At 59.7% G+C, this 14,578-nt stretch carries 10 protein-coding genes; 5 read left to right on the plus strand and 5 right to left on the minus strand.

The window, feature by feature from the left end:
* Positions 1-4: 4 nt before the first annotated feature.
* Positions 5-1,180 carry an isochorismate synthase EntC gene (gene entC / locus O3S68_RS10960; RefSeq protein WP_269231491.1) on the minus strand — a complete coding sequence of 392 codons (1,176 nt, stop codon included), beginning with the start codon at positions 1,178-1,180 and terminating at the stop codon, positions 5-7.
* Positions 1,181-1,439: 259 nt separating this feature from the next.
* Between entC and fepB the strand changes: the two genes are divergently transcribed.
* Complete coding sequence (gene fepB / locus O3S68_RS10965; RefSeq protein ID WP_269231492.1) at positions 1,440-2,327, plus strand: Fe2+-enterobactin ABC transporter substrate-binding protein; 888 nt, start codon at positions 1,440-1,442, stop codon at positions 2,325-2,327.
* Here the strand turns inward: fepB and entS are convergent, their stop codons facing one another.
* Positions 2,328-3,569: an enterobactin transporter EntS gene (entS, locus tag O3S68_RS10970; protein WP_269231493.1), complete on the minus strand. Its 1,242-nt coding sequence runs from the start codon at positions 3,567-3,569 to the stop codon at positions 2,328-2,330.
* Positions 3,570-3,681: 112 nt separating this feature from the next.
* On the opposite strand from entS, the gene fepD reads away from it, so the two are divergent.
* Genes fepD through fepC form a run of 3 tightly spaced genes read left to right on the plus strand, consistent with a single transcriptional unit; the run spans position 3,682 to position 6,472 of the window.
* Positions 3,682-4,686, plus strand: a complete 1,005-nt coding sequence (gene fepD / locus O3S68_RS10975) for a Fe(3+)-siderophore ABC transporter permease (protein WP_045508810.1) — start codon at positions 3,682-3,684, stop codon at positions 4,684-4,686.
* Positions 4,683-5,675 (plus strand): iron-enterobactin ABC transporter permease, encoded by a 993-nt coding sequence (gene fepG, locus O3S68_RS10980; RefSeq protein ID WP_269231494.1) that lies wholly within the window; start codon positions 4,683-4,685, stop codon positions 5,673-5,675. The genes fepD and fepG overlap by 4 nt, the downstream gene beginning before the upstream one ends.
* A complete protein-coding gene (gene fepC, locus O3S68_RS10985) occupies positions 5,672-6,472 on the plus strand; it encodes an iron-enterobactin ABC transporter ATP-binding protein (protein ID WP_269231495.1) in 801 nt (266 codons plus the stop codon). Before fepG ends, fepC begins: the two co-directional genes overlap by 4 nt.
* A gap of 152 nt (positions 6,473-6,624) precedes the next feature.
* Here the strand turns inward: fepC and entF are convergent, their stop codons facing one another.
* The 3 genes from entF to fes are packed head-to-tail and all read right to left on the minus strand — an operon-like array spanning position 6,625 to position 11,966.
* The gene (gene entF, locus O3S68_RS10990; protein WP_269231496.1) at positions 6,625-10,512 is read right to left on the minus strand and encodes an enterobactin non-ribosomal peptide synthetase EntF; all 3,888 of its coding nucleotides are present in this window, start codon (positions 10,510-10,512) and stop codon (positions 6,625-6,627) included.
* A 10-nt stretch (positions 10,513-10,522) separates the two neighbouring features.
* Positions 10,523-10,726, minus strand: coding sequence for an MbtH family protein (locus tag O3S68_RS10995; protein WP_020456925.1), 204 nt, complete (start codon positions 10,724-10,726; stop codon positions 10,523-10,525).
* A 28-nt stretch (positions 10,727-10,754) separates the two neighbouring features.
* Positions 10,755-11,966, minus strand: coding sequence for an enterochelin esterase (fes, locus tag O3S68_RS11000; protein WP_269231497.1), 1,212 nt, complete (start codon positions 11,964-11,966; stop codon positions 10,755-10,757).
* Positions 11,967-12,218: 252 nt separating this feature from the next.
* On the opposite strand from fes, the gene O3S68_RS11005 reads away from it, so the two are divergent.
* Positions 12,219-14,492: a TonB-dependent siderophore receptor gene (locus tag O3S68_RS11005; RefSeq protein WP_269231498.1), complete on the plus strand. Its 2,274-nt coding sequence runs from the start codon at positions 12,219-12,221 to the stop codon at positions 14,490-14,492.
* Positions 14,493-14,578: the final 86 nt, after the last annotated feature.

Genomic DNA, 14,578 nt, shown 5'->3' on the forward strand with positions numbered 1-14,578 from the left:
ATCCTCAGTGCAAACCAAATGCGTTCAGCATGGTGGTCAGCTTGACGCCGGTTTCGCGCCACTCGGAAAGCGGCGAAGAAGCCGGAACAATCCCGGCACCGGCGAACAGACGAACATGGTTATCGTGAAGCCGCGCACAGCGAATAGTGACCACCCACTCGCCGTTACCCTCGGCGTCGCACCAGCCAACGATGCCGCCAAACAGCTCACGGTTGAACGGCTCCAGCTCGGCAATCACCTGTTTCGCCACCTGGTGCGGGAAGCCGCTCAGCGCGGGCGTCGGGTGCAGCAGGCAGGCCAGCGTCAGCGCGTTTTCTCCGGCGACTGCAGTGCCGGTAATCGGCGTGGCCAGGTGCCATAAAGTGGGGGTAGTAACCAGTTGCGGTGATTCCGGCAATGTCAGGGTTTGGCTGCGCGGCTGCAGCACGTTTTTCATCGCCTGCGTCACCAATTCGTGCTCGTGCCGATCTTTTTCCGAAGCCAGCAGCTTGTTGCCCGCTTCGCGGTCAAGAATGTCGTCCGGCTGGCGACGAGCGGAACCGGCTAACGGCAGCGAACTGAAGTGCTCCTGCTCTTTGCGCAGTAACAGTTCCGGGCTTGCGCCCAGCAGTACGCCGCCATCCGGTAGCGGAACGTGGAAGTTGTAACTGGCCGGGTTCTGGGCAATCAGGCGCTCTAACAGCACGCCGCTGTCGATACGGCGGTCGGTGGTTAACTCAATCAGACGCGAGAGCACCACTTTGTCGACTTCCGGCGTGGCGGTGCGCGCGGCGGCATTCGCCACCATCTGCATAAACGTCTCCTGCGTTGGGATCGCCTGCTGCGCCGTGACGTTCGGCATCGCGCCACTGGTGAAATAGCGCGCGGATCGCTGTTTCTCGGGGCGGGAGAAGGTTTGCCAGCTGTGCGGGATAAACAGCGCAGATGGCTGGGTGGTGTCGAAGGGGATCGCGCCAACCATCACCGGGTGGGCAATGCCCTGCGCTTTCGCATCGGCAAACGCCTGAGCCAGTTTTTGCTGGAAAGCACTCTCGGGCGCATCGCCGCCCGCGGCAGGCTCGCAAAAACGCGCCACGCACCCGGAAGTGGTGAAACTGCGGTACGGCGACATAAAGAAAAACTGATCCGCGGCCAGCGTCTTCGCAGACTGCCGGGTTTCCTCAGCCAGGGACGTATCCATATCATCCTCCAACAGTGATAAATTAACTAATAATGATTATCATTTGTGTTTTTGAGTCGGTAAGATAAAAAGTTATTGCCCGCTCTGTCAACAGCAGATTGTTCTCTCGCGCGGCGAATGCTTGCATCTGCTTCATTCAGATATGAAAATGAGAAGCATTAACTTCAACAAAAACAGGATATACGTTGTGAGATGCTCTTTTTTGCGCTGTAAACCCTTAGTGTTTTTAGGAATTTTTGTTTTAGGAATTACCTCAGCGATGGCGGCAGAGTGGCCTCGCCAGGTCACGGACAGCCGTGGAACGCACATGCTACCGACTAAGCCGCTGCGTATTGTTTCCACCAGCGTAACGCTCACCGGTTCGCTACTGGCGATTGACGCGCCGGTTATCGCCAGCGGCGCGACCACGCCAAATAACCGTTTTGCCGACGAACAAGGCTTTTTGCGCCAGTGGGGGGAAATTGCCCGGCAGCGTAATGTCGCGCGGCTTTACATTGGGGAACCCAACGCTGAAGCCGTCGCTGCACAAATGCCAGATTTAATCCTTATCAGCGCCACCGGCGGCGACTCCGCGTTGCCGCTGTATGATCAGCTATCAACCATCGCCCCGACGCTTATCATCAACTACGACGACAAAAGCTGGCAGGCGCTGTTAACGCAGCTTGGTGAAATCACCGGTCACGAAAAAGAGGCAGCAGCGCGTATCAGCCAGTTCAATCAACAGCTTGCGGACGTTAAAGCACGCATGAAACTGCCGCCGCAGCCGGTCAGCGCGCTGGTCTATACCCCGGCGGCACACAGTGCCAATCTGTGGACTGAATATTCCGCGCAGGGCCAATTGATGCAGCAACTGGGCTTTACCCTCGCGCCGTTACCGGCGAATCTGCACACCAGTCAAAGCCAGGGGAAACGTCATGACATTGTCCAGTTAGGCGGCGAGAATCTGGCCGCCGGGCTGAATGGCGAAGCGCTGTTCCTGTTTGCCAGCGACCAGAAAGACGCGGATGCGCTCAGCCAGAACCCGCTGCTGGCGCACCTGCCTGCGGTGCAAGATCACCGCGTGTACGCACTCGGCGCGGAAACTTTCCGCCTTGATTACTACAGCGCCACCCGCGTGTTACAACGCCTGGCGGCGCTGTTTGGTTAATCAGGCTTCGGCGGCGGGCTGCACCTGGCGAAAACGCCGCAGCTCGCCGAGCACCACCACCAGCAACACGCCCACTATCGCCAGCACAAAACCGCTGATGCTCGCCGATGCGGCGGGCGTCATCATTGACCCCATCGCGCCCAGCAGCGCGGCACCAATGGCGTCACCCGTGACGTTTTGCGCCGTCCATAAACCGTTAATTCGCCCGAGCATCGCTTCCGGGGTTTGCGTTTGCAGCAGCGTGTATTGCAGCAGCGAACTCACCGCCGTCAGCCAGCCACACAGCGCCAGAAACAGCACGCCCAGCGCCCAGACGGGCATCAGGCTGAATAAACCGATGGCGATAAACGCGCCAATGGACGCCAGCAGCATAATCACGCCGGGGCGCTCACTGTGCGCCAGCTTGCCGCTGGTTAACGCGCCAATGGCCGCGCCGAGCGGCAGCGCGGCATACAGCAAGCCAATTTCTGCCGCCGACATGTTCCAGCTTATCGCCAGCGCCGGGTAGAGCACGCGCACCGCGCTTGCCATCGTCAATAACCCACCAAGCAGCGCGATGCCGCCAATCAAAGGGTTGTGCAGTAAAAATTGCAGGGCGCTAAGTAGCGATTTCAGCGGGTGCTCGCGCGGTTGTGGCGGTGGCGGTAATGCAGGCAGGCTCAGTAACGGCAACAAGGTGATAAACGTGCCCGCCGCCGCCAGCCCGTAGTTCCACTCCACGCCGCCGGTTGCCAGCAGCAAACCGCCGCACATTGGCGAAATAACGGAACCCAGCCGCACCGTCAGCATGGTAATGGCGCCAGCGTGCATCAGGTTTTCCCGCCCGACCAACGCAGGTGTCGCCGCCAGCAGCGCCGTTACGCCCAGCGCGCCGAAAAAACCATCCCACAAACCGAGCAGATAAATTGCCAGCAGCGAAGGCTCCGGCAACAACGCATTCAGATACAGGCCGATAAAACCGAAGCCGCAGGTGGAACGCGCCAGCAGAATCAGTTTCTTGCGTTCAAAACGATCCGCCAAAACACCACCAAACATCAGGCCGACGAACATGGCGCTACCGGTCAGCGTAACGGCAAGGCCAACTTGCCAGCTGGAGTGGGTCATCGCCTGGATTTGTACCGGCACCGCTACGCCCAACAAGCCCAGCGAGAGAATCGAGATAAAACGCGCCAGAAATACCGCGCGAAAAGCCGGATGCGTACGCAGCAGACTCAGGTTCAACAGCCAGGATTGTTGCTTCATTCCAATGCCTTAAATACACACTTTCTATGTCCATTCGCAGGCTGCGCATGGTAACATACCAAAACAAGATCGATAACGATAATTAATATCATTATCAAATTTGGGACGTTTTATGTCGTGTTCTGCTTTCCCGGCGCGCCCCGTTACCCTCGCCGGGTTATTGATATTGCTGGTTGTCGCCGTTGCACTCAGCCTGTTTATTGGCGCAAAACCTCTGCCCGCCGCGGTCATCATCGACGCCCTCACTGGCGTCTGTCAGAGCGCGGACTGCACCATCGTCAACGATGCCCGTTTGCCGCGAACGCTGGCAGGTTTACTCGCGGGCGGCGCACTGGGCATTGCCGGGGCGTTAATGCAAACGCTCACGAGAAATCCGCTCGCCGATCCAGGCTTACTCGGCGTTAACGCCGGTGCCAGCTTCGCCATTGTGCTCGGCGCGGCTCTGCTGGGCGCTGTCTCCCCTGTCGAACAATTACTGCTCGCCTTTTGCGGCGCACTGGCGGCGTCGCTGCTGGTCGCCTTTACCGGCAGCCAGGGTGGTGGGCAACTCAGCCCGGTTCGCCTGACGCTGGCGGGCGTGGCACTGGCGGCGGTGCTGGAAGGATTATCCAGCGGTATTTCATTGCTTAACGCCGACGTTTATGACCAGTTGCGCTTCTGGCAGGCCGGTTCGCTGGATATCCGCACCCTGCAAACGCTAAAAATTGTTCTGATCCCGGTGCTGCTGGCAGCGCTCATGGCGTTGATGCTGAGCCGCGCGCTTAACAGCCTGAGCCTCGGCAGCGACACCGCCACGGCGCTGGGCAGCCGCGTGGCGCGCACGCAGTTGCTCGGTTTAGTGGTGATCACGGTGCTGTGCGGCAGCGCGACGGCGGTTGTCGGCCCGATTGCCTTTATCGGCCTGATGATGCCGCACATGGCGCGCTGGCTGGTGGGCGCGGATCACCGTTGGTCGCTGCCGGTCACACTGATTGCCACCCCTGCTCTGTTACTGTTTGCCGATATCATTGGCCGCCTGCTGGTGCCGGGCGAACTGCGGGTTTCCGTGGTCAGTGCCTTTATCGGCGCGCCGGTATTGATCGTGCTGGTGCGCCGCGCACGCGGAGGCAACTTATGATGGCCTCCTCCCGCCGCCTGCTCGGCAGTTGCGTGTTTATGGTTATCACCGCGTTGCTTTTAGCCAGCTGGGGTTTACGCAGCGGTTCGGTGACGCTGGCGTTTTCACAGGTACTTGACGCGTTCACCGGCGACGCGCCGCGTGCCATGCAACGGGTCGTGATGGAGTGGCGTTTGCCGCGCGTGCTGATGGCGCTGCTGGTGGGCGCAGCGCTTGGCGTGAGTGGCGCGATTTTCCAGTCGCTGATGCGTAACCCACTCGGCAGCCCGGATGTGATGGGTTTTAACACCGGTGCATGGAGCGGCGTGCTGGTGGCGATGGTGCTGTTTGGTCAGCATCTGGCCGCTATCGCACTGGCGGCGATGGTCGGCGGTATGCTCACTTCGCTGGTGGTCTGGCTACTGGCCTGGCGCAACGGCATTGAAACATTCCGCTTGATCATCGTCGGTATTGGCGTGCGCGCGATGCTGGTGGCGTTTAATACCTGGCTGTTGCTGCATGCCTCGCTGGAAACCGCGCTCTCCGCCGGGCTGTGGAACGCCGGGTCGCTCAATGGCCTGACCTGGGCGAAAACCGTCCCTTCCGCACCGATCATGCTGGTGATGTTTCTTTTTGCCGCCCTGCTGGCGCGCCGTATGCGGCTACTGGAAATGGGCGATGACAGTGCCTGCGCGCTCGGTGTCAGCGTTGAGCGTTCGCGCCTGATGCTGATGCTGGTAGCCGTTGCACTCACCGCCGCCGCAACAGCACTGGCGGGGCCGATTTCGTTTATCGCACTGGTCGCGCCACATATTGCCCGTCGCGTCAGCGCCACTGCACGCTGGGGATTAACCCAGTCCGCGCTGTGCGGTGCGCTGTTGTTGTTGCTGGCGGATATGATTGCCCAGCAAGGTTTTACGCCTTATCAGTTGCCGGTCGGCGTGGTGACCGTCAGCCTCGGTGGCATTTACCTTATCGCCTTGTTAATTCAGGAGTCTCGCAAGAAATGACCGATTTATCTGCCCGTTTGCGCGGCGAAGCGCTCACTCTTGGCTACGGCAAAAAAGTGGTGGCTGAACACTTAAGCGTGGCGATCCCCGACGGCCATTTCACCGCTATTATCGGCCCTAACGGTTGCGGGAAATCCACCTTACTGCGCACGCTGAGCCGCCTGATGACGCCCGCGCAGGGCCATGTTTATCTTGATGGCGAGCAGATCCAGCGCTATGCCAGCAAAGAGGTGGCGCGTCGCATAGGGTTGCTTGCGCAAAACGCCACCACGCCCGGCGATATCACCGTGCAGGAACTGGTCGCGCGCGGGCGCTATCCGCACCAGCCGCTGTTCACCCGCTGGCGCAAAGAGGATGACGAGGCGGTGCAGCGGGCGATGCGGGCCACCGGGGTGGAAAGCCTGGCCAGGCAGAGTGTCGATACGCTCTCCGGCGGGCAACGCCAGCGCGCATGGATTGCCATGGTGCTGGCGCAAGAGACGGCGATCATGCTGCTTGATGAGCCAACAACCTGGCTGGATATCAGCTACCAGATCGACTTGCTGGAACTGTTGAGTGAGCTGAATCGCGAGCAGGGCTACACGCTGGCGGCAGTGCTGCATGATTTGAACCAGGCTTGCCGCTACGCCACGCATCTGATTGCGCTGCGCGACGGCAAAATTGTGGCGCAGGGCGCGCCAAAAGAGATTGTGACCGCTGAGCTGATTGAGGCGGTGTACAGTATGCGCTGCATGATCATTGACGATCCCATCGCCCATACCCCGCTGGTGGTGCCGCTCGGGCGTAGCGGCAGATAAATGCATTGCGGGTGATGTTTACCCGATATTTGGTGTGGTGACGGTTGTGTTCCGTTCACCAGACGTATCCTGTTTCAGCGGTTCAACAGGCGCAGAAACAGGACAAAGGGGCCTGTATGCCCCTTATAAATGCAGAAGCGTCGGGTCTTTCCCTATTCCCCCAAAATTTCCCTTAACACCGGCCCAATATGCTCAAACGCCTGCGGCGAGATAATCTCAACGTGAGCGCAATCTTGACGGTAAACCTCCAGTTCACGAACCCACGGTGCCCAGGTTGTGTGCGGATCGGTGCCTGCGGGTAAGGTGCGCCCGGCGACAAACAGCGTTGCTTTCCCGTCAAATGGCAGGCTGTGGGCGGTGGTCAGCAAGCGAACCGCATCGGCATAGTTGCCCTCGATAACGGAGAACAGCTCGCCGGAGGCTTGCCCCTGCTGCGCGGCGAGAAACGCCTGACGCTCGCGTTCAATCTCTGCCAGCACTTCCGGGTCCAGCCCGTTTGCCTCTTTCTCTGCCCAGTTTTGCGTTTCCGGCGGCCAGGTATCGAGCAGCCCGAGGAACGCCACGTCCTCACCCCGCTGCCGCAGACGCGCGGCAATGCCCTGCGCTAACGTGCCGCCGAGCGAATACCCGAGCAGGTAATACGGCCCGTGCGGCTGCTGCGCAAGTAGCGTCGCCAGGTGTTGCTCACAGGCTTCGTCTAACGTCGCGGCTCGTTGCAGAGGGCCATCCGGTCGAGGTGACTGAATACCGGTGATCGACCAGCGCGGCGCAAGGTGACGGGCCAGCACGCTAAACTGCCAGGCAAAACCGGACGCCGGATGGAAGCAAAAGAGGGTCGGCCCGTCGCTTTGCCGCAATGGTAGCAAGGTTTCCAGCCCCAGCCGCCCGGTCTGCTCCGCCGAAAGCGCCTGTTCGAGCAATACGGCAAGTTTTTCTACCGTGGAAGCGACCATGATTTGCCCTGGCGTGACCTGCCGTTCGCACTCGCGGCTCAGTTGCGCCGCCAGGCGCATCGCCAGCAACGAATGCCCACCGAGCGCGAAGAAATCCGCCTGCGCGTCGTTCACTTCGCATCCGAGCAAACCGGAAAATGCCTGCGCGATCAGCGTTTCCATACCGGCGTTGAGCGGGCGGCCGCCCTGCTGCACCGCCAGTTCAGGCAGTGGTAACGCTTTTCTGTCGAGTTTACCGTTGGCGCTCAGCGGCAACGCGTCCAGTTGCACCAGCAACACCGGCACCATATGCGGCGGCAGTTGCTCACGCAGTTGCGCCAGTAGCGCCGTTGTCTTCAGCGGCTGTCCGGAGGCAGAAACCACATAACCGACTAACTGGCGTGCATCGCCGCCGCTGGCGGCAGCCTGATTGAAGACACAGGCATGCGATACCGCCTGAGCCACGTCTGGCAGCGCCAGCATGGCACGGTCGATTTCACCTAATTCAATGCGCTGACCGCGAATTTTCAGCTGGTCGTCGCTGCGCCCGAGGTATTCAACCGCGCCATTTTCCAGCCAGCGCGCGACATCACCGGTGCGATACATGCGTTCGCCTGCGGCAAACGGATCGGCGATAAAGCGGCTGGCGGTGAGATCCGGGCGACCAAGATAGCCCTGCGCCAGTTGGATGCCGGTGAGGTAGAGATCGCCCGCCACGCCCGGCGGCACCGGACGCATCATCGCGTCCAGAATGCGCAGCCCGGTGTTCCAGACCGGGAAACCAATCGGCACGCTGTTGCCGCGTACACCCGCCAGCGCTTCGCCATAAGCCGGATACCAGCTCACATCCACAGCCGCTTCCGTCGGGCCGTATAAATTATGCAGTGGCGCGCCAGTCAGCTGCTGCCATTCGCGACAGAGCTCGGCAGGCAGCGCTTCGCCACTACAGAACACCTGTTTTAGCGTGCGGCAACTGCGCTTTGCGCTTTCCGGCGTGAGTGAGACGACAAACGCGGCCAACATCGACGGCACAAAATGCGTGGTGGTCACGCCGTAATGGGTAAAGAAGTCCTGCAACGCTTGTGGATCGCGGTGCGCATCCGGTTCCGCCATTACCAGCTTTGCCCCGGCGATAAACGGCCACCAGAACTCCCACACCGACACGTCAAAACTGCACGGCGTTTTCTGCGCCACCACATCCTGCGCGGTGAGCGGGTAGCTTTCCTGCATCCACAGCAGACGGTTGACGATGGCGGTTTGCCCGACCATCACCCCTTTTGGCCGCCCGGTGGAGCCAGAGGTGAAAATGATGTACGCGGTATGCTCCGGACGCGCCAGATTGAGCGCGTCACTGCCGTGAGTTTCCAGCGGGGCTTCGTAGCAGAAATGACGAAGCGCGGGAATATCGGCAAAGCGCGCCCGTTGGTTCTGCGCAGTGATCAGCAGACGCGGCTTGGCATCGTCTAGCATCATTTTCAGCCGCTCGTCCGGGTAACCGGTATCCAGCGGTAGCCAGGCGGCACCTGCTTCGACAATGCCGTGCAGCGCCAGCGTCAGGAACACCGAGCGCGGCAGCGCCACCGCCACGCTGTCGCCGGGCTGAACACCAAGCTGGCGAAGCTGGTGCGCCAGCGCCACAACCTGCTCGCGCATTTCGCGATAGCTAAATTGCCACTGCGCATCTGCCAGCGCGGGTGCTTCCGGCGTTTTCGCCGCCTGCGCGGCAACCAACGCGCTTAAGGTGGTAGTCGGCAGTATCTTGCCGGTATCGTTAATGTCTGCCAGCCGCTGCGCTTCTGGCGATAAGAGCAACTCAGCATCACCGCAGCGCAGATGTGGATTTTCGGCAAACTGCCCGAGCAGATGCGCCAGCCGCCCGACGTGTGTTTTTAAGGTGGATTCATCATAACGGCTGCGGTTCGCCAGCACTTCCAGCGACAACCCGCCCTCTTCGTGCGGGAACAGAGCGATTTCCAGATCGTTCACGGGGCCGGTCGCCAGCGTGTGCGTGGTGCCTTTAATGCCATCAACATCCAGCAGATAATCAAACATTTTGACGTTAAATACCGGGCCGAACAGCGGCTCGTCGCCCGCTGCACGCCCGACGTCACGCACAATTTGCTCGGCGTCATAACGCTGGTGGCGACGCATCGCTTTCAGGCTGCCCGCAAGCGTTGTCGCCAGCGCGGAGAGCGTTTGAGTACCATCCAGATGAATGCCCAGCGGCAGTACGTTAAGCACCGACCCGGTAGCAGTTAACGCCGCCGAACCCATGCGGCGCATAAAGATAAACCCGGCGGCATAGTCGGTGCGTCCGCATAGCCGACCAAGCCACAGTGCGGCCAGCGCCAGCGCCAGATCGGCGGGTGAATGGTGGCTAAAAGCCTGGGTTACGCGGCGAAATGCCCCGGCATCCATCGCCACGTTGAGACGTAAAATATCGGTTGTTGCCGCGCGCCCCGGCAGTGGCGTGTCGGAAAGGGAGACCGGAGAGGGTAACGCGCTGCGCTGCTGTGCCCAAAAAGCGCGGTCACGCTGCCAGGCATCGCTTTCACGGTAGCGCTGATACTCTTCCACCACCCCGGCAAACGGCGTAAAGGGCGATGCCGGTGTTGCCTCACCGCGTCGCCATGCGCTGTAAATGGCGGCAATCTGGCGGGTAATGGCCGGAAAACTGAAGCCATCAACCAGTAAATGGTGATAACGCTGATACCAGTACCAGTGCTGCTCGCCCACGCGTAACAGTTGGTGGCAAACCAGCGGATTACCACTCTCCACGCGCAGGTTTTGCGCCAGGTCGGCCTGCATTATCTGTAATGCAGCAGCGTGCGGTTGGCGGCTGTCACGCAAATCGACGATCGCCGGCTGGGCAAAGACATGAGCCTCGTCGACCCACTGCCACACTTCGCCGTTCTCCTCTTCAAAGCGCATACGCAGCGTATCGGCCTGCGACAAACCGCTGGCAATCGCCTGAGCCAGCAGTGCGGCGTCGATATCGCCCTTCAGTTCAACATAGTGCGCCACGCTCCAGGCGTTGGGCAGCGTGGAGAGTTTTTCCGCCATCCAGATCCCCGGCTGTGCGGCGACTAGCGGTAAACGTTGGGTCATTTTCCGCTCCTCATTGCGCATGGTGCGCCGGGGTTAATGTTTGCCAGTTTGCCGCCAGCCAGGCGTTGCAGTCGTCCTGCGGTTGCGGCTCGCACACTACGTTCCAGCCTGCGGGAAGCGCGCACTGCGCGGGCCACAGGCTGAACTGCCGCCGGGTATTTTGCAGAATATAAAATTGCCCTTGCGGGTTATCGAAGGGGTTGGTGAATTCCATAGCAAACTCCTGTCATAGAAAGGTGCGATTAACGGGCGCGGGTAAGCGGCTGCCAGAGGGTGATAAGCCCGGAGGTCAGCCCGCCGCGCCAGCAAAGCGCATCGTGTCCGCCGTCAACCTGACGCCAGAAAACCGACTGCTGTGTGCGTTGTAACAGGGGAAGAAGCGCCTCGTTGGCGCGAAAAATCAGTGGTTCGCGCACCCCGGCCTCCAGCACAATGCGCAGGCCCTGCGGGTTCAACTCACCGTTTTTAAGTTGTTCGATAATGATGCCGTCACGCTCGCCGCCGCGATGCGGCCACCAGAACGATCCGGACTGGCTCAACACGCAGCCAAACCGCTGCGGCCAGTGCAGCGCGGCATAAAGTGACGACAGGCCGCCAAAACTCTGCCCGGCCACCACGGTGCGATCCGCGCTGTCGCTGAACGGCGCAATGGCACGGACCTGCGGTAATAACTCGTCCTGTACCGCCAGCCAGAAATCGGCATTGCACGGCAGCTCCTGGCTGCGGTGGGCGTTATCAATCACATCAATCAGTACATACACCGCGTCCGGCAATTGCCCGGTGTTGGTCAATGCAGCCAGCGCAGGCCATACCGGCATACTTTGCGCCCAAAACTGCCCGTCGAGCAGGATCGCCAGCGGGCGTTCAGCGCTATGGCTGTTGCCGGTAGTGTAAACCCAGACGCGGCGCGTGTTGTTCAGGCGCGTACTGCGCCATTGCAGGTGTTGCGGTTCGTTGAATGGCGTATCCGTTTCGCGCCAGCCAGGCTGTAACGGTGCATCGGGCATTTCCAGCGCCGAAACGGGATGGCCACGCCCGCCGCGCCAGCTTTGCGGATTGAGCGGATCGGCAATTGCGCGCGGCAATAGTTTTCGCCAGCCTTCGCGCAGCGCGGTGCGATCCGGCGGCGTAAGCGTGAAAACGTCGGCGGCGAAATCGTCGCTGTTTTGCGAAGGAATCAAGCAGTAGCTGCCGCGCCAGCTGGCGGCAAGCGTGGTTTTCCAGTACCAGACATCGGTTCCGGCAATGCGCGTCAGCGATTGCGGCGTCGATTTTTGATGGTGATCGGTCACGCCGGTAATGTAGATCCACACCTGGCGCACGCGGGAGGTTGCTTCTGTCCCGGCGGGATCGCGCCACCAGAAAGTGACCTCATAATTTCCCTGCGCGTTTTTGACCCATTCGGGCCCCTGTTTCGACTCCCACCAGGCATCACTTCCCGTTGTTGACGTCACGGCTTTCACCTCAAATATGCTGTGGAAATTTTTGCTTGCAGATCAAAAAATATCGATAATATTATTGATAATTATTTTCATTTGCAATAGCGTGTTGGCGCGCTGTGGGAAGCGCGTCTTTCACTTAAAACGGCCGCCGTGGGCGAATTTTCTCAGGAGTGAGCGCCTCGCTACGAGCTGGCTTCATCATGCCGCCTCCTCTCCCCTGGGAAAGGAATTGCCGGGGATGCGGCGACGAAATGCAGGTAAAAAATGAATAACAAAATCAAATCCCTGGCCGTTCTGGTCAATCTGGGGATCTACGGCGTTGCTGTGCCAGCGTTGGCGGCAGAAACCCGCACCGCTTCTGGCGAAGAGACAATTGTTGTCACGGCTGAGCAGCAAAATTTGCAGGCACCGGGCGTTTCCACCATCACGGCAGACGAAATTCGTAAGAACCCGCCTTCCCGTGATGTCTCCGAAATTATCCGTACCATGCCCGGCGTGAACTTAACCGGTAACGCCACCAGCGGTCAGCGCGGGAACAACCGCCAGATCGACATACGCGGCATGGGTCCGGAGAACACGCTGATTCTGGTGGATGGCAAACCGGTCACCAGCCGTAACTCCGTGCGTCTTGGCTGGCGCGGCGAGCGCGACAGCCGGGGCGACACCAACTGGGTGCCGCCGGAGATGATCGAGCGTATCGAAGTGATTCGCGGCCCGGCGGCGGCGCGCTACGGTAACGGCGCGGCGGGCGGTGTGGTGAATATCATCACCAAAAAAGAGAATACTGGCGAATGGCACGGCTCGTGGAATACCTATTTCAACGCGCCGGAACACAAAGATGAAGGGTCAACCAAACGCACCAACTTCAGCCTGAGCGGCCCGCTCGGTGGCGATGTTAGCTTCCGCCTGTACGGCAACCTCGCCAAAACCCAGGCCGACGCGCAGGACATCAACAAAGATCACCAGTCGGAACGCACCGGCACTTACGCCAACACCGTCGTTGCCGGCCGTGAAGGTTCAATCAACAAAGACATTACCGGCGTTGTGCGCTGGGATTTTGCCCCGATGCAGGCGCTGGAGTTGCAGGCCGGTTACAGCCGCCAGGGCAACCTCTACGCGGGCGATACGCAGAACACCAACAACGACAGCAGTACCAATAACTACGTCAATGAAAACTATGGCAAAGAGACCAACCGCCTCTATCGCCAGAACTACTCGGCGACCTGGACCGGCGGCTGGGATAATGGCGTCACCACCAACAACTGGGTGCGTTATGAACACACCCGTAACTCACGCATCCCGGAAGGGCTGGCGGGCGGTACGGAAGGCCTGTTCAACGCGCAAAAATTCTCTGATATCGACTACAGCGATCTGTTGCTGCACAGCGAAGCGAGCGTACCGTTTGAACTGCTATTCAAGCAGAACCTGACGCTCGGCGCCGAGTGGGATCACCAGAGCATGAAAGATTCCACCTCGAATACCCAGACCTTTATGGGCGGCAATATTCCGGGTTACAGCAGCACCGGTCGTAGTCCTTACTCCAATGCCGATATCTTCTCGGTGTTTGCCGAAGACAACATTGAGCTGACCGACAGCACCATGCTCACTCCGGCGCTGCGCTTTGATCACCACACGATTGTTGGCAACAACTGGAGCCCGTCGCTGAACTTGTCTCAGGGCCTCGGCGACGATTTCACCCTGAAAATGGGCATCGCCCGCGCGTACAAAGCACCAAGCCTGTACCAGACCAACCCGAACTACATTCTCTACAGCCGTGGTCAGGGTTGCTACGCGGTCACCGTGGATGCTAACGGCCGAGACATCGGCTGTTATCTGCAAGGTAACGACGATCTGAAAGCGGAGACCAGCATCAACAAAGAGATTGGTCTGGAGTTCAAACGTGACGGCTGGCTGGCGGGTGTCACCTGGTTCCGTAACGACTACCGCAACAAGATTGAGTCAGGCTACTCGCCGGTTGGGCAAACCTCCATCAAGAGCGGCAACTCAAACCTGAACACCTATATCTACCAGTGGGATAACGTGCCGAAAGCAGTGGTGGAAGGGTTAGAAGGTGCGTTGAATGTACCGGTAAGCGAGACGGTAAACTGGACCAACAATGTCACCTACATGCTGCAAAGCAAAAACAAAACCACCGGTGAGCGTCTGTCGATCATTCCTGCATATACCTGGAACTCCACGCTGAGCTGGCAGGTTACTCAGGATGTTTCGCTGCAATCCACCTTTACCTGGTACGGTAAACAGCAGCCGAAGAAATATGACTACAAAGGTAACCGCGTCACCGGTTCCGCCACCAACGAAGTGAGCCCGTACAGCATCGTTGGCCTGAGTGGCACCTGGGACGTGACCAAAAACGTCAGCCTGACGGGCGGTGTCAGTAACGTGTTCGATAAACGTCACTGGCGTGAAGGTAACGCCCAGACCACCGGCGGCGGCGCAAACTGGATGTACGGCGCGGGTGCCGCAACGTATAACGAGTCGGGCCGCACCTGGTATATGGGGGTAAACACCCGCTTCTAACCGCTGTCCGCCCTCTCCCCCGCCGGAAGATCCCCCGCTTCCCCACGGGGAGAAGGGCACTTACGTTATCAAGCGATGGTAAAATG

The organism is Kosakonia sp. SOY2 (genome assembly GCF_027109175.1).
GTDB lineage: Bacteria > Pseudomonadota > Gammaproteobacteria > Enterobacterales > Enterobacteriaceae > Kosakonia.